We start from the raw sequence: 15,557 nt of genomic DNA, 5'->3' as shown, positions 1-15,557 counted from the left end.
GCGCAAGTGGACAACGACTTTTTCAGCTTCATGGGCCTGGCCAAGGAACTGGTGACCAGCAACCGGCCCTTGCGCCTGCGGCTCGATCTGCCGGGCGGTATCAACGACGACATGCTGCTGCCGCAGCGCGTGATGGGCACCGAAACGCTGTGCGGCGGCATCGAATACCGCGTGCTGTGCGTATCAGGCAGCGCGCATCTGCCGCTCAAGCAGATGATCGCCGTGCCGGCCGCACTGGACCTGGTCACCGACACCGGCGCCCTGCGCAGCGTCTGTGGCATCGTCACCGAAGCGGCCGCCGGCGACAGCGACGGCGGCCTGGCCAGCTACCAGCTGGTGTTGCGCGACGCGCTGGCCATCCTGGAAAAGCGCACCAACACCCGCGTGTTCCGCGACATGAACGAAGTGGAGATCGTCCAGCGCATCCTCAACGAGTGGCGCCAGAAAAGCCCGATCCTCGGCACCACCTTCGCGCACGAAGTGGACGAAGCATTCGCCCAGCGCGAGTATCCGCGGCGCGAATTCACGATGCAGCACAACGAATCGGACGCCGCCTTCATCCGCCGCCTGCTCAAGCGGCGCGGCATCGGCTGGTACATCCGCGCCGTAGGTGACGGCGAAGCGCCGATGCACACGCTGGTCCTGTTTAACAACGCCGACAGCCTGCGCCAGAACGCCGCCGGCATCGTGCGCTACCACCGTGACGGCGCCACCGAAGAGCGCGACGCCATCACCTCCTGGACGGCGGTGCGCACCCTGCAACCGGGCGTGGTCACGCGCCACAGCTGGGACTACCGCAACCCGCAAGGCCGCGACTTCATGACCACCGATGCCGTCAGCGGCGTGGACCAGGGCATACACGGCAACGAACTCGCCGCCACCCTCGACGACTACCAGATCCTGATGCCCCACGCCGGCGACGACAACGAAGACCTGTGCCGCCTGGGCCAGCTGCGCATGAGCCGCCACGACTACGAATCGAAATGCTTCCACGGCGAAGGCAGCGTGCGCGACTTCTGCGCCGGCGAATACTTCACCCTGGCCGAGCACCCGGAGGTGGACGACCACGCTGAAGAAGAGCGCGACTTCGTCCTGACTGCGCTGCGCGTGCACGCCCAGAACAACCTGCCCAAAGCCCTGGCCGCCCGCGTGGAACGGCTGTTTGCACGCAGCCGGTGGGGTACGGAATCGGCAGACTCCCTGTTATCGCGCGACGCAGCCGATGCCGTGGCCTCCGGGCCACTGCGCGTGCACGTCCAGTTCACAGCAGTGCGGCGCGGCGTGAACATCGTCCCCACCTACGACGCCCGCACCGACCTGCCGGCCGCACTGATGCAAAGCGCGATCGTGGTAGGGCCGGTGGGGGAGGAGGTGCATTGCGACCAACTGGGCCGCGTGAAGATCCGCTTTCCTGGTACGCGGCCAGCGGATCACGAGACGGCTGGAGGTGCGGGAGCTTCGGACACGGAGGCCGATTCCGCGTGGGTGCGAGTGGCGTCGAACTGGGCGGGGAATGGGCCGGGGAGTTTGCAGCAGTGCGGGACGGTGGGGTTGCCGAGGGTTGGGACGGAGGTGCTGGTGAATTTTCTGGGTGGGGATCCTGATCGGCCGGTGATTGTGGGGCAGATGTTTAATCAGGGGGCGGAGCCGGCGGCGTTGAGTGAACTGGGAAACCTTCCGGGTAATCGGTACCTGTCCGGGGTGAAGAGCCGGGAAATCAAGGGAGGACGCGCGAACCAGCTGCGATTTGACGATACCAATGGCGAAATCAGTGTGCAGCTCGCTAGTGAGCATGGTTCCAGCCAGCTTAATTTAGGCTGGTTGCCTCAGCCCCGATTTGACGGGCACGCCTTGCAGCGCGGATCTGGCGTGGAGCTTCGCAGTGACATGAGCGCAGCGATACGAGGTATCCAAGGCGTTTTAATTACCGCAGAACCCGCCGATCCCAATATAGGGATTCACCTTGAACGCTCTGCCATGATTGGGGTAGCAGAGCGCTTGCTAAAAATTGATTCGCAGTTGAGTGAGCAGGCAGTGCTGCACGCTGGAGATTCGCCAAAAAATAAAGAACTTTCAAGTCTTATCGAAAATTTGAAGAGCTTTGACGAAAATGGTGCACCAATTGTTGCATTGAGCGGGCCTGCCGGAGTTATATGTGCAAGTTCAAAAAATATTGCGATGGGTGCCGCTACTACTATCGATATCGTTAGTGGTGCAGCCACAGTGTTAGCGTCTGGAGAAACTACGTCTTTACGCTCTGTACAGGCCTTAAGCCTTTTTGCTAACGAAGGTGGAATAAAACTAACGGCAGCTAGCGGCCAAATGTCCCTGCAAGCTCAAGACGATCAATTACAGATACTAGCCAAGAAGGTTGTTGAAATAATAAGCAATGAGGACTGGGTAATAATTAATGCAAAGAAGGGGGTCCGAATTAATGGCGGTGGAACAGAGTTAGAGTTAAGTGCAAATGGTATTAGAGGCTACACTAGCGGTGCTCACGAAATTTATGCATCCGATCACCAAACTTATCCTGGTAAAGACAAAAAAATTTCTTTCGGAAGAAATAAAATTGTTCACAAAATATGTGTTCCATGCCTGTTGATTGCTGCGCAGGCACATGCTCCATTTTCTAAACCAGGTAATTAAAATGGCATCTACCTACATACTGATTGACACAACTTTGATTGGAAATTGGGAAAATAAGCTGTGGATGAAAAAAAATAAAAATTTTAATTGGTTGGGAACTATATATGATCAGAACGCGTTGTCGGTAAGCCCTATTTTGATAGATGTACAAAGCGCATATTTCAATAATAAAATACCGTTGTTAATGAGCTTAGTGAATTCTGTTTTTCCTCAACTAGGGATATCTTTTATAGATACTGATCTGACATTAGAAGAGCTACAACAGCATTTTAAAAAATTCATATATATAAAGACGGAAGATCATCGGGAGTTAACACTAAGGTTTTCAGATTGTTTGATTATTAATGAGCTTGCCAATTTTCTTGAAGAGGAACAGTGGGCATCGATCGTAAACCCATTTGTCAGCTGGAAAATTCATGGAAACAATGGGGACTTAAGAACTCTTCCTATGCGTCGTTTGCAGTCGCCGTCTGTAGCTCCGTTAACCTTGAGTACGGCACAGATAAATGCAATCGAAAATTCGATGGGTACCTATCAACTTTTGGTAAATATAGGCAATACATGGCCAAATTTTCTGGAAGATTTTTCGAGTTTGATAGCCTATGAATATGCTTCAAAAGCACGTGCATGCTGGTTGTCCTCAGGCCATGTGGAAAACATCCGGCTTGTATTATTCACATATGGTGTTTTTAAAACTGAAGGATGGTTACTCAGTCATCAAAAATTAAATAAAATACTGAGTCAACATGATGAAGTATTAATATGCAGTGAAATAAAAAATATTATAGATGGTTACTTGATGGAAGTTTCATCATGAAAAAAATATTTGTTGGGATATTTGCAATTGCGATTACGGTATCTTTCTTCATAATTTCAATTTTTAGTGAAAAACAATTAGATTTGAAGGAGAAAGGTTTTATCGCAGTTTCCGTATTAGGTGTGCATCATCTCGGCCATAACTATAGTATTCCAGAATTTTACATAAATAAATATGGGGGAGCAGGCATACAACGTGAGGGCGGTGGGGGGGGGATCATTTGTTGCGTAATGATTCCTAAGGTGTGGCGACCTGGATTCAGTGTTCAAGTAAGGTGGAAAGTTGAGGATTGGTCGCAAGAAAATCGAACCGAAATTGAGGCAGGTGATTTTTCAAGTGTTATTCTAGATGGGGTATATATTGCACAGGTAGCTGTTGAAAAATATGAAAAACCCGGTGATCTATATTTACATTTCTTCCCTGACGCCAGGGTCAGAGTACTTGCTTCAGTGCACCCGCCTCTTAGCACATTGCATCCAGTTCCATATGGAAAAAGACTGGGGGGGGATAATGCGGCTTCTGGAACACGCGTAGAGGAGATGTTTTCTGAAGCTGAGAAAAAAGATATAGAAAACTGGAGAAATCCATGGAAATAAAAGAAAAAATAGTGATTTTTAGCGTTGCAAAGAATTCGCCAAAGAAAAAAATAAAGTCACCGTCGCCAAAAGAATATATCGCTCCAGCAGCATGTCAAACAGTATTGCAAATAGGGATATTTTTCGACGGCACGGGAAATAATTTAAATTTGCACAAAGCAAGTAAGAGCCATTCAAACGTGGCGAGACTTTACGAAACCTATCCAGCTGAGCCGGCGGAAGGCAAGTATTCAATATATATTCCAGGCTTAGGGACACCTTTTCCCTTGGTTGGAGAGGAAACTGAGCGATATTTTGGTGGCTCATTTGGAGATGGAGGAGATTCAAGAATCGCCTTTGCAATTTTAAATGTTGTGGATATTTTGCATAAAACTTTGTTTAATACCACGATGTTTCCTCCTCCGCTCTTAAGGGCGCTGTGTCACGCCAAACCAGGATCTATCGAGCAGAAGTTCTTGGATAAACTTAAGCTTGATACCAGTTTAACTGATGGTGAAGCAAGATCACGAACTAAAAATTTTTTAAGCGTATGTCTAAAAAATATTTTGATTAGAATGACGAAAAATACGGTTCCAAAAATATGTGAAATATCCATCGACGTTTTTGGCTTTTCCCGCGGTGCAACTGAGGCTCGAGTGTTTTGCCATTGGATCAGAGATTTACTATCCAACTCAACATTAGTGGGGATACCTTTTCGATTCAGATTTTTGGGACTGATGGATACCGTAGCGTCCGTAGGGATATGGGAAGGAATAAAAAATGATCAATCTGGATCAACTGGAGGACATTCAAATTGGGCCACAGTTGAGGCTATGAAGATTTTACCCGAAGTAGAAAATTGTTTGCATTTGATCGCGATGCATGAGTTACGTAAAAATTTTCCTCTCGATACTGTTTTGGTTGGTGGTTTACTGCCATCTAACTGTTTGGAATTTTGCTATCCAGGTTCACATAGTGACATAGGGGGGGGCTATGCACCTGGCGAGTTAGGTGTGTCTCCAGATGACAGCGAAAAACTGTCCCAAATTCCTCTCAACCACATGTTCGATTGTGCGGTAGCGGGAGGGGTTCCATTTTCAAGAGAACGATTGGGCAAGGATGGCCAAGCAAATTTCATAATCGATAAAAAATTACTTGAAGCATATAATAAATTTATAGAAATATTAACTGAAGCCCCACGGACTTTAGGAGAATGGATGCTTCCCTATTTAGTCTGGCGCTGGCAAACAAGATTAAAGTATCATGATAATATTCAATTTAAGAGATCTAAGGATGATGAAAAAGAATATTTAATGGCGGGAAATATTAAGTTTTGTTACGATGATGATCTGCTGAAAACTTATGGTGACTACTCGAAAATTTCCATGCGTAAAAAGCGCCCATATGACCGTGACGGAACACAAGTAACGAGACTTGCACTCGAATCCGAAGCTTCAGAATTGAGAAAAATCATAGTTTTAGAAAAAAATATCAATCCGGAGCTTGCATCATTTTTTGATAATTATGTGCACGACTCTGTGGCCGGCTTCCGTAAGCAATTTGTAGAGGTGACAGGACATTGGCGGTATCGTCGAATATTTTTAGGAACTGAAAAACCTCATGCGGGTTAATATAGATAACATTTTATGTAATCGTCTTTATTATTTAACTGGGAGCAGCTCATGAAAGATAGTAACGGTCGTGGCGTTATCCGAATTGGAGATGCAACATCTCATGGTGGAAAAGTGATCTCGGCGTGCAGCGATTTTAAAGCTTTAGGAAAACCTATTGCTGTCAGTGGTGACATGACACAATGCCCAAAATGCAAGGGAAACTTTCCGATCGAGGTTTCATTCAGTGATAGACGTCATAAGGGAAAGATGGTCGCATACGATGGCGACAAAGCTGTTTGCGGGGCATCTTTAATTTCTTCGCTATAATTTTAAATATTTTTAATAATATTTTTGATTAAAAATAATCCCTCTCTAGTTTTCTGATTTAGATAAAATTAAATCGCTTCCGATGACGCTTCAAATAAGATAAATTTCCCTGACTTAACGGTTGTATTTGCGTGAATCGATCTAGACCAAAAATTACCCCATCCTTGCTACTGAGCAAGGGAGATACCTGTAACGCGCCCGTCTCCGAAAACGAGATAAGCCCCTGATCAAACAATCTATCAATATGCGGCGCCAACAAAAGCCCATTTTCAACATCCAAACGCTCAGCATTGTTGGAAAGTGCCCAAGCATTAATATGCGACGCCACCATCAAATTGACGTTTTGCAAACCAGTCAGCGCACATTGACCGCCCCACCTTTTGATGACATCAGCCCTGAACTTGCCCTGCCCAATGCGGGACATCACCAGCGCTTCGCGTGTCGTTGCAGAGATCTTCGCAGAGTCGGGCGCCCCTGAGCTAATGAATGCTTCTTCGCAGCGAGCCAGCTGGTTGACCGCTTCGAGAAGATACATGCCTGCATCCGCCGGCAGGTGCGCCATGTAAATCTGGTTCAGCGTCGCCTGGTTACTGAATAATGACGGCGCACTACGATTGTTAAATCTTGCCATGAACTCCGTGGCGATTTCGTCGCGATGAACCTTGCGGTCGATCTCGACAATTTGAACATCGACGCGATTACCGATGACATCCCATTGTTGGAACGCGCGGGACATTGGGCGCGCCTCGGTGTACGAGTCGTCGTCGGCGATGGCCAGGAAGCTGATTCGCTGGTCATAGCAGCAGAAAATGATATCGCCCTGCTTGACCTTGCCAACATTGTCCCAATAAAGCCGCGTAACTTCGTTCCCAACTTTGCTCACGGAGCTTTTAGGCGCCCACAGAAAATGCTGGTCAATGACTGTCTTGTGAGTGCCGCCAATATTGACCCAATAAAATTCCATGTAACTCCCGAATGCGATGCTTAGTTATCAATTGATTTAAGGCATCACTTTACCATTTATTGATGAATTCGCTTATTTATTAAGCGAACCCATCTATTGATGGCCAATCTCGGTGGGGAGAAATTTTTCAGGACATAAAAAAAGGCGCTCAACAGAGCGCCTTCGATGTCACAGCTTTGCGGACTTACACGTCAATATTCCCCGCCCGTAACGCATTATTCTCAATAAACGCCCGCCGCGGCTCCACATCATCCCCCATCAAGGTGGTGAAGATCTGATCCGCAGCGATCGCATCCTCAATCTGCACCTTCAACAACCGGCGCACGGTCGGATCCATCGTAGTCTCCCACAGCTGATCCGGATTCATCTCGCCCAGACCTTTGTAGCGCTGCTTGGACACCACCCGTTCTGCCTCGTCGCGCAGCCAGCCCATCGCCTGGTGGAAGTCGGTGACGGCCGATTCCTTGGTACGCTCGCCTTCGCCGCGGCGCACGTAGGCGCCTTCGCCCAGCAGGCCGGTGAAGGTGGCGGCGGCGTCGGCCAACACGCGGTAGTCGGCGCTCTGGACGAAGTCGGCGTCGATGGCGCTCACTTTCACGTTACCGTGGTGCATGCGTTCGATCCACAGCATGTGCTTCTCGGACAGTTCGTCCGAGCGCACCGTGACCTTGATCGCGATGTCGTTGATGTTGTCCTGCAGCGCACGGGCCGAGACTTCGGCCAGTTCCAGCGTGTCCAGGTTCAGGGTCACGCCGGTCATGATGGCGGTCAGCGCGGCGCGGTCGATCACGCGTGTCAGGCGCGTCATGATGACGTTGGCCAGGTTGAACTGGCGTACCAGTTCGGCCAGCGGTTCGCCGACGATCGGGTTGGCGCCTTCGCGCGGGGTGAGGGCGGCGGTGTTGAGGGCCACGTTCATCATGTACGTCGCTTCTTCGGCGTCGTCTTTCAGGTAGCGCTCGTCGCGGCCGGCTTTGACCTTGTACAGCGGCGGTTGCGCGATGTAGATGTGGCCGCGTTCGACCAGTTGCGGCATCTGGCGGTAGAACAGTGTCAGCAGCAGGGTGCGGATGTGGGCGCCGTCGACGTCCGCATCGGTCATGATGATGATGCGGTGGTAGCGCAGTTTTTCGACGTTGAATTCATCGGGGCCGATCGACGTGCCCAGCGTGGCGATCAGGGTGGTGATCTGCTCGGAGGACAGCATTTTTTCGAAGCGCGCTTTTTCCACGTTCAGCACCTTGCCGCGCAGCGGCAAAATGGCCTGGAATTTGCGGTCGCGGCCTTGCTTGGCCGAGCCGCCTGCGGAGTCACCCTCGACGATGTACAGTTCGGACAGGGCCGGGTCTTTTTCCTGGCAGTCGGCCAGCTTGGCCGACAGGCCCAGGCCGTCCATCACGCCCTTGCGGCGGGTGAGGTCGCGGGCCTTGCGGGCCGCTTCGCGCGCGCGCGCTGCTTCCACGATCTTGCCGCAGATGATCTTGGCGTCGTTCGGTTTTTCCTGCAGGTAGTCGGCCAGGGTTTTGGCGACGATTTCTTCGACCGGGCCGCGCACTTCGGACGACACCAGCTTGTCCTTGGTCTGCGACGAGAACTTCGGTTCCGGCACTTTCACGGACAGCACGCAGGTCAGGCCTTCGCGCATGTCGTCGCCGGAGATTTCCACTTTCGCCTTTTTGGCGAACTCGTGTTCTTCGATGTACTTGTTGATGACGCGGGTCATCGCCGCGCGCAGGCCGGTCAGGTGGGTGCCGCCGTCGCGCTGCGGAATGTTATTGGTGAAGCACAGTACCTGTTCATTGTAGGCATCGTTCCACTGCATCGACACGTCCACCGAGATATTGGTGTTCTGGTCGGACATGCGCTCGCCGGTGGCCTGGAACACGGTCGGGTGCAGCACGGTCTTGGCCTTGTTGATGTATTCCACGAAGCCACGGGTGCCGCCTTCGAAGGCGAAGATGTCTTCCTTGCCGGTGCGCTGGTCGGAGAGGCGAATGTTGACGCCGTTATTCAGGAACGACAGTTCGCGGATACGCTTGGCCAGGATTTCGTAGTGGAATTCCACGTTGCCGAAAATGGTTTCGTCGGCCCAGAAGTGGACGTCGGTACCGCGCTTGTCGGTTTCGCCGATGACTTTAATCGGCGAGACGGCCACGCCGTCGCGCATTTCCAGTTCGCGGTCCACCGGCACGCCACGGGCAAATTCCATGAAGTGGACTTTGCCGTCGCGGCGGATGGTCAGTTTCAGGGTTTTCGACAGCGCGTTCACGCACGAGACGCCCACGCCGTGCAGGCCGCCCGAAACTTTATACGAGTTCTGGTCGAACTTGCCGCCGGCGTGCAGTTCGGTCATGACGATTTCGGCCGCCGAACGTTTCGGGTCGTGCTTGTCGTCCATTTTCAGGCCGGTCGGTACGCCGCGGCCGTTGTCGGTGATCGAGATCGAGTTGTCCGCGTGAATGGTCACGTGGATCTCGGTGCAGTAGCCGGCCAGCGATTCGTCGATCGAGTTGTCCAGCACTTCGAATACCAGGTGGTGCAGGCCGGTGCCGTCCGAAGTGTCGCCGATGTACATGCCGGGACGCTTGCGGACCGCTTCCAGGCCTTCAAGGATCTGGATGGAGGCGGCGCCGTATTCTTCGACTTTGGCCGGTACTGGTGCTGGAATCTCTTCTGGAATAGCGGACATTGACTGCTTTCTCTATGTAACGTGTTACTGGGGCTGCGGTGTCGTTTCCGTGTTGGGCGGGAATCCGGGAACATTGGATTCCCGCCTGCGCGGCGGTCCGCCGCTGCGGAATGACGGGGCTACTGCTGCTGGTACTTGCTGAGGCTTAGATACGCATCGGCATGACAACGTATTTGAAATCGGTGTTGTCGGGGATCGAGATCAGCGCCGACGAGTTCGAATCACCAAGGGCGACGTTGATCTGGTCGCACTTGAGGTTGTTGAGCACGTCGAGCAGGTAAGTAACGTTGAAACCGATATCGACACTGTCGCCGCCGTAGTCGATTTCCAGTTCTTCCACTGCTTCTTCCTGGTCGGCATTGGTGGAGCTGATCTTCATCACGCCCGGGCTGATGATGCAGCGCACGCCCTTGAATTTATCGCTGGTCATGATGGCGGCGCGCTGCAGCGAGCGCAGCAGTTCATCGCGGCCGATCGTGAATTCGTTGGTATAACCCTTCGGGATCACGCGCGTGTAGTCCGGGAACTTGCCTTCCACCAGCTTGGAGATCAGCTCGATGTCGGCAAAGGTCAGCTTGACCTGGTTGCCGGCGATGTCGAGCTGGACGGTTTCGTCGTTCTCTTCCAGCAGGCGCTGCAGTTCGATGATGGTCTTGCGCGGGATGATCACTTCCTGGCGTGCAAAAGTCTGCTCGGTGGCGACCTGGCAGAAAGCCAGGCGGTGACCGTCGGTAGCGACCGCGATCACGTTGTTGCCGTCCAGGACCAGCAGCAGGCCGTTCAGGTAGTAACGGATGTCTTGCTGGGCCATCGAGAAGTGCACCATGTTAAACAGGTGCTTCAGGGTTTTTTGCGGCAGGGTCACATTGGCGCTGTAGGTCTCGGCCTGTTGCACGGTCGGGAACTCTTCGGCGGCCAGCGTTTGCAGGGCGAAGCGCGATTTGCCGCTTTGCACGGTCAGGCGCTTGTTCAGCAAGGTCATCGTGACGTCGCCGGATTCGGGCAGGGCGCGCAAAATGTCGAGCAGCTTGCGGGCGGCCACGGTGGTGCCGGCCACTTCAGCGCCGGAACCGATGGCAGCGTTGGTGGTGATTTGGACTTCCGTGTCGGTGGACAGGAAGGAAACGTTCTCGCCGTCTTTGCGGATGAGGATATTGGCCAGAATCGGCATAGTGTGCCGACGCTCGACAATACCACTCACGATCTGCAGTGGCCGGAGAAGCGTGTCTCGGGTGGTTTTGACCAATTGCATAGATTATCCTCAGTAGTAAAGATGTAATTTTTTATAAGGTTGGCAGTGCGCCGGTTGCTGGAATCATAATGGCAAACCGGTCGCTCCGCCACTCTGCCTGCATCAGCCTTTCAAGGTCTGCTCGAGCACGTGCAGCTCGTGGTTGCATTCCGGATTCTTGGTACGGTCCAGCGCGATTTTTCGCACCGCGTGCAGCACGGTGGTGTGATCGCGGCCGCCGAACAGTTCGCCAATTTCCGGCAAGCTTTTTTGCGTCAGTTCCTTGGCCAGGTACATGGCGATCTGGCGCGGCCGGGCGATATTGGCCGGGCGGCGCTTGGAATACATGTCCGCGACCTTGATATTGAAGAAGTCGGCCACGGTCTTCTGGATGTTTTCCACCGAAATCTGGCGGTTTTGCACCGACAGCAAATCTTTCAGTGCTTCCTTCACCACGTCGATGGTGATGTCCTTGCCGTGGAAACGCGAGTACGCCAGGATCTTGCGCAGTGCGCCTTCGAGCTCGCGCACGTTCGAGCGCAAGTGCTTGGCGACGAAAAACGCCACATCGTCCGAGAAGGTTACGCCTTCCTGTTTTGCCTTCTTCAACAGAATCGCCACCCGCATTTCCAGCTCCGGCGGCTCGATCGCCACCGTCAGGCCGGAATCGAAACGCGAAATCAGGCGGTCGTCCATGCCCGTGATTTCTTTCGGATACGTGTCGGACGTGATGATGATCTGCTTCTTGGCTGCGATCAGCGCTTCGAACGCGTAGAAGAATTCTTCCTGCGTGCGGCTTTTGCCGCCGAAGAATTGAATATCATCGATTAGCAGCATGTCCAGCGAGTGGTAGTAATGCTTGAAATCGTCGAAACCCTTGCGTTGGTAAGCGGTCACTACGTCGCGAACGTACTGTTCCGCGTGGATGTAGCGGATCTTCGCGCCGGGCTGGTCGGCCATCACCTGGTTGCCGATGGCGTGAATCAAGTGAGTTTTACCGAGGCCCACGCCGCCGTAGAAGAACAGCGGGTTGTACGACACGCCCGGGTTGTTGGCCACCTGGATCGCTGCGGCGCGCGCCAGCTGGTTGGCCTTACCGGTGACAAAACTGTCGAACGTCAGGTCGGTGTTGATGCGGCTTTGCTCGCGGCGCGGCGGGGCGCTGGCCGGCAGTTCCGGCACCGATGGCACCGGGTCGTGCAGGGACGAGGCCGAGGCCGTGGCCATGCGCGAGCCGCCGGTGGGCACGCCGCCGTTGTGGTCGGGCACGGGCGCCACCGTGGTCGCTGCTTTTTTGGGCGCGGACAGGCGCGGATCGAGGATGAACTGCACCTCGGTCGGCTGTTCCCAGTACTGGCTGGCCAGCGCGGTAATGCGGCTGGCGAACTGGGTTTTCACCCAGTCGAGCTTGAACCGGTTGGGCGCGGCCACGCGCAATTTTCCCGCCTCGTAATCGATGGGGATAAGCGGCTTGATCCAGGCACTGAATTGTTGCGGCGTCAGCTCCAGCTCTAGCTGGGCGGAGCAGGTCTGCCAGAAATTTTCCATGAAATCGACTGTCGTTTCTTACTGTATGCAGCGTGTGTGCAGTAAGAGCGTCGTGACAAAAACAACGGTGGTTTCTTACTGCGTATTCTGCGGATAAAGGTGTGGGCAACTTCGAAGTTTTTCACACGTAACGCGCTATTCTACTCTCGTCCGCACAAGTTATCCACAGGCGCGATGCGTTTTTCGCGTTTGCGAACCTGCCGTCGCGGCCAAAGTCCGCCGTCAGTTGTTGACAAGGGGGATCAAAATGCTGATAATTCAGGGTTCCCCGCCCGTATTCCGTGTTTATTCACTTGAACGTCAATATGGAGTAAGCGTGGATTATTGCGGGCGATGAGATGGACCCAGCTTGTGCCGTAGCGTTGGCATGGGTGCGCGAAGTGTCATTGGCACCAAAAACTGACGGGCTGTCATACCCGATTTTGCATTTTTTTCTGCTTTAAGCGAGACCAACATGAAACGTACTTACCAACCATCCGTTGTGCGCCGTAAGCGCACCCACGGCTTCCGCGCACGCATGGCTACCCGTGGCGGCCGCCAAGTGCTGAACGCGCGTCGCGCCAAAGGCCGCAAGCGTCTGGCTGTATAAGCCAGACGCTTGTTAGCTGATCGCGTGGAAAGCTGTATTTCAAGCGGCTCGACAGGCGAAGGTTCACACGACTTCGCGCGCGTTCGGCGTATCGTTAAAACGGATGAATTTTCATCCGTTTTTCGTTTGCGCCCTACACAAAAAAGCGCGCACTTCGTGCTCTACACCTGTCCGAACAACCTGCCGCATGCGCGGCTGGGCGTCGTGGCGGCCAAGCGCTTCGCGCCGCGCGCTGTCACCCGCAACACCATCAAGCGCATTACACGCGAGCTGTTCCGTACTACCGGTTTGCCCGCCATCGATTGCGTGGTGCGCTTGTCGCGTCCGGTCAATAGCAAGGATGGGCCGGCCACCACCGCCAAGCTCAAGGCCGAGCTGCGCGTGGAGCTGACGCGGCTGTTCTCGGCGCAAGCCCGGATCGGCCGGCCGCCAGCAGTGGCCGCATCGCCCGGTGCAGCGCAGGCCTTGCCTTCGGCAACGCCGCCCCCACCTTAGCCCACCATGACCCGTCTGCTTCGTTTCCTGCTGCGCGCTTACCAGTTGGCCATCAGTCCACTGCTGGGGCCCCGTTGCCGCTTTTACCCGAGTTGCTCGAGTTACGCGATGGAAGCGCTGCAGATGCACGGCGCCGCCAGGGGCAGCCTGCTGGCTGCCAAGCGCGTGTGCCGCTGTCATCCCTGGAACGAGGGTGGCTTCGATCCGGTGCCACCGCCGGCCGACCCGAAATCTTCTTCATCGACCGCTTGCGGTTGCAACCACTCCTGATAAGTACCTAATGGATATCAATAAACGTACCATTTTGTGGATCGTCTTCGCCGTGTCACTGGTCGTTCTGTGGAACAACTGGATGGTGTCGACCGGCCAGCCGTCCATGTTCGCACCGCAACCGCCGGCCAAGACCGCGCCGGTTGCCGACGCCAAGAAATCCGAGTCTGCCACCGCCGCCGCCACTGCGGGCGCCTTGCCCGGCGCTGCCGCAGCGGCAGCTGTCGAAGGCGCCGCTGCGCCATTCAAGAGCGAGCTCATCACCATCACCACCGACGTGGTCCGTGCCGACATCGACACCCAGGGTGGCGTGATCCGTCGCCTGGAACTGCTGAACTACAAAGAGAACAGCCATCCAGGCTGGTTCAACGGCTGCTTTGGCTGGTTCAAATGGTGTCAGCCTGGTGACAACGGCAAGAACGTCGTGCTGTTCGACATCGACTCGAGCACCAACAAGACCTACCTGGGCCAGACCGGCTTGATCAATGCCCCGGGTGCGCCTAACCACACCAGCCCGTTCGTCGCCAAGCCCGGCGCGCGCATGCTCAACGACGGCAACCAGGTGCAACTGGTGCTGGAATCGGAATCGGGCGGCGTCAAGCTGACCAAGACCTTCACCTTCAAGCGCGGCGATTACGTCGTCGACGTGCGACACGACGTCACCAACACCGGTACCGCGCCTGTCAATCCGACCCTGTACATGCGTTTGGTCCACGACGGCAACAAGCCGGCCACCGATTCGTTCTTCAGCAGCAGCTACACCGGCCCGACCATGTACACGGCCGAGAACAAGTACGAAAAGCTGAAATTCGACACGCTGGAAAAAGAAGCCAAGGAAGCCGAGAAGACCGGCAAGCCGATGGTGCAAGACCACGTGACCCACGCCGACAACGGCTGGATCGCCATTTCGCAGCACTTCTTCGTCTCGGCGTTCATCCCGCAAGACAAGCAGATGCACGAGATCGCCACCGAGAAGATCAGCACCAACCTGTACGGCATCGGCGTCAAGCAGCCGCTCGGTACCCTGGCGCCAGGCGCCACCATCAGCAATAACGCGCGCCTGTACTCGGGCCCGCAGATCTCGAAACTGCTGGAACCGGTCTCGCCAGGCCTGGAACTGGTCAAGGACTACGGCTGGCTGGCCATCATCGCCAAGCCGATGTTCTGGGTCATGGAACACATCCACGCCGTGCTCGGCAACTGGGGCTGGACCATCATCGCCTTTACCATCCTGATCAAGCTGCTGTTCTTCCCGCTGTCCGCAGCCGGTTACAAGAGCATGGCCAAGATCAAGCTGGTTACGCCGAAAATCCAGGCCATTCGCGAGCGTTACAAGGGTGACCCGGCCAAGATGAACCAGGCCACCATGGAGCTGTACAAGACCGAGAAGATCAACCCGCTGGGCGGCTGCCTGCCGATCCTGATCCAGATGCCGGTGTTCATTTCGCTGTACTACGTGCTGCAAGCGGCCGTGGAAGTGCGCGGCGCGCCGTGGATCGGCTGGATCACCGACCTGTCGCAACATGACCCGTTCGGCATCCTGCCGGTGCTGTACGCGATTTCGATGTTCATCACCACCAAGCTGAACCCGGCGCCTGCCGATCCGATGCAAGCGAAGATCATGCTGTTCATGCCGCTGGTGTTCTCGGTGATGTTCTTCGTGTTCCCGTCCGGCCTGGTGCTGTACTGGGTGGTGAATAACGTGCTGTCGATTGCCCAGCAGTGGGTAATCACCAAGAAGTATTCGGTGCCGGAACCTGCCAAGGCTTAACTTCCGTCACCTGGAAAAACCC

At 54.5% G+C, this 15,557-nt stretch carries 13 protein-coding genes; 9 read left to right on the top strand and 4 right to left on the bottom strand.

What is annotated here, in order from left to right; translation table 11 throughout:
* Positions 1-6 precede the first annotated feature (6 nt).
* Genes ASF04_RS08760 through ASF04_RS26685 form a run of 5 tightly spaced genes read left to right on the top strand, consistent with a single transcriptional unit; the run spans position 7 to position 5,978 of the window.
* Entirely contained in the window at positions 7-2,646 is a 2,640-nt protein-coding gene (locus tag ASF04_RS08760) for a type VI secretion system Vgr family protein (RefSeq protein WP_229204975.1), read from the top strand.
* Between the two features lies 1 nt (position 2,647).
* Complete coding sequence (locus ASF04_RS26700; RefSeq protein WP_162241429.1) at positions 2,648-3,463, top strand: DUF4123 domain-containing protein; 816 nt, start codon at positions 2,648-2,650, stop codon at positions 3,461-3,463.
* On the top strand, positions 3,460-4,059 hold the full coding sequence (locus tag ASF04_RS26695) for a DUF3304 domain-containing protein (RefSeq protein ID WP_082488647.1): 600 nt from the start codon (positions 3,460-3,462) through the stop codon (positions 4,057-4,059). The genes ASF04_RS26700 and ASF04_RS26695 overlap by 4 nt, the downstream gene beginning before the upstream one ends.
* Positions 4,050-5,669: a DUF2235 domain-containing protein gene (locus tag ASF04_RS26690; protein WP_082488646.1), complete on the top strand. Its 1,620-nt coding sequence runs from the start codon at positions 4,050-4,052 to the stop codon at positions 5,667-5,669. The genes ASF04_RS26695 and ASF04_RS26690 overlap by 10 nt, the downstream gene beginning before the upstream one ends.
* A gap of 51 nt (positions 5,670-5,720) precedes the next feature.
* Complete coding sequence (locus ASF04_RS26685) at positions 5,721-5,978, top strand: PAAR domain-containing protein (protein ID WP_082488645.1); 258 nt, start codon at positions 5,721-5,723, stop codon at positions 5,976-5,978.
* A 58-nt stretch (positions 5,979-6,036) separates the two neighbouring features.
* Here the strand turns inward: ASF04_RS26685 and ASF04_RS08755 are convergent, their stop codons facing one another.
* The 4 genes from ASF04_RS08755 to dnaA form a co-directional block, all read right to left on the bottom strand.
* Positions 6,037-6,942 (bottom strand): HNH endonuclease, encoded by a 906-nt coding sequence (locus tag ASF04_RS08755; RefSeq protein ID WP_056140102.1) that lies wholly within the window; start codon positions 6,940-6,942, stop codon positions 6,037-6,039.
* Positions 6,943-7,126: 184 nt separating this feature from the next.
* Entirely contained in the window at positions 7,127-9,631 is a 2,505-nt protein-coding gene (gyrB, locus tag ASF04_RS08750) for a DNA topoisomerase (ATP-hydrolyzing) subunit B (protein WP_056140099.1), read from the bottom strand.
* Between the two features lie 145 nt (positions 9,632-9,776).
* The gene (dnaN, locus tag ASF04_RS08745; RefSeq protein WP_026637774.1) at positions 9,777-10,883 is read right to left on the bottom strand and encodes a DNA polymerase III subunit beta; all 1,107 of its coding nucleotides are present in this window, start codon (positions 10,881-10,883) and stop codon (positions 9,777-9,779) included.
* 102 nt (positions 10,884-10,985) lie between these two features.
* Complete coding sequence (dnaA, locus tag ASF04_RS08740) at positions 10,986-12,410, bottom strand: chromosomal replication initiator protein DnaA (RefSeq protein ID WP_056140096.1); 1,425 nt, start codon at positions 12,408-12,410, stop codon at positions 10,986-10,988.
* A 454-nt stretch (positions 12,411-12,864) separates the two neighbouring features.
* On the opposite strand from dnaA, the gene rpmH reads away from it, so the two are divergent.
* From rpmH to yidC, 4 genes are read left to right on the top strand one after another with little or no spacing between them, the layout of a single operon-like run.
* Complete coding sequence (rpmH, locus tag ASF04_RS26680) at positions 12,865-12,999, top strand: 50S ribosomal protein L34 (RefSeq protein ID WP_040378179.1); 135 nt, start codon at positions 12,865-12,867, stop codon at positions 12,997-12,999.
* A 36-nt stretch (positions 13,000-13,035) separates the two neighbouring features.
* Positions 13,036-13,494, top strand: a complete 459-nt coding sequence (rnpA, locus tag ASF04_RS08735; protein WP_082488653.1) for a ribonuclease P protein component — start codon at positions 13,036-13,038, stop codon at positions 13,492-13,494.
* Positions 13,495-13,500: 6 nt separating this feature from the next.
* The gene (gene yidD, locus ASF04_RS26675) at positions 13,501-13,764 is read left to right on the top strand and encodes a membrane protein insertion efficiency factor YidD (RefSeq protein WP_082488644.1); all 264 of its coding nucleotides are present in this window, start codon (positions 13,501-13,503) and stop codon (positions 13,762-13,764) included.
* A 10-nt stretch (positions 13,765-13,774) separates the two neighbouring features.
* A complete protein-coding gene (yidC, locus tag ASF04_RS08730) occupies positions 13,775-15,535 on the top strand; it encodes a membrane protein insertase YidC (RefSeq protein WP_056140090.1) in 1,761 nt (586 codons plus the stop codon).
* The last annotated feature ends 22 nt before the right edge of the window (positions 15,536-15,557 follow it).

Origin of the sequence: Duganella sp. Leaf61, assembly GCF_001421905.1 — a bacterium.
GTDB classification, from domain to species: domain Bacteria; phylum Pseudomonadota; class Gammaproteobacteria; order Burkholderiales; family Burkholderiaceae_D; genus Rugamonas; species Rugamonas zoogloeoides.
The sequence above is the reverse complement of the archived record's forward strand: the minus strand, read 5'-3'. Positions and strand labels throughout refer to the sequence as shown.

Excerpts from the sequence above, each read along its gene's own strand:
- ASF04_RS26700 (WP_162241429.1), top strand. The coding sequence starts at position 2,648 with ATGGCATCTACCTACATACTGATTGACACAACTTTGATTGGAAATTGG.
- ASF04_RS26695 (WP_082488647.1), top strand. The coding sequence starts at position 3,460 with ATGAAAAAAATATTTGTTGGGATATTTGCAATTGCGATTACGGTATCT.
- ASF04_RS26690 (WP_082488646.1), top strand. The coding sequence starts at position 4,050 with ATGGAAATAAAAGAAAAAATAGTGATTTTTAGCGTTGCAAAGAATTCG.
- ASF04_RS26685 (WP_082488645.1), top strand. The coding sequence starts at position 5,721 with ATGAAAGATAGTAACGGTCGTGGCGTTATCCGAATTGGAGATGCAACA.
- ASF04_RS08755 (WP_056140102.1), bottom strand. The coding sequence starts at position 6,942 with ATGGAATTTTATTGGGTCAATATTGGCGGCACTCACAAGACAGTCATT.
- gyrB (WP_056140099.1), bottom strand. The coding sequence starts at position 9,631 with ATGTCCGCTATTCCAGAAGAGATTCCAGCACCAGTACCGGCCAAAGTC.
- dnaN (WP_026637774.1), bottom strand. The coding sequence starts at position 10,883 with ATGCAATTGGTCAAAACCACCCGAGACACGCTTCTCCGGCCACTGCAG.
- dnaA (WP_056140096.1), bottom strand. The coding sequence starts at position 12,410 with ATGGAAAATTTCTGGCAGACCTGCTCCGCCCAGCTAGAGCTGGAGCTG.
- rpmH (WP_040378179.1), top strand. The coding sequence starts at position 12,865 with ATGAAACGTACTTACCAACCATCCGTTGTGCGCCGTAAGCGCACCCAC.
- yidD (WP_082488644.1), top strand. The coding sequence starts at position 13,501 with ATGACCCGTCTGCTTCGTTTCCTGCTGCGCGCTTACCAGTTGGCCATC.
- yidC (WP_056140090.1), top strand. The coding sequence starts at position 13,775 with ATGGATATCAATAAACGTACCATTTTGTGGATCGTCTTCGCCGTGTCA.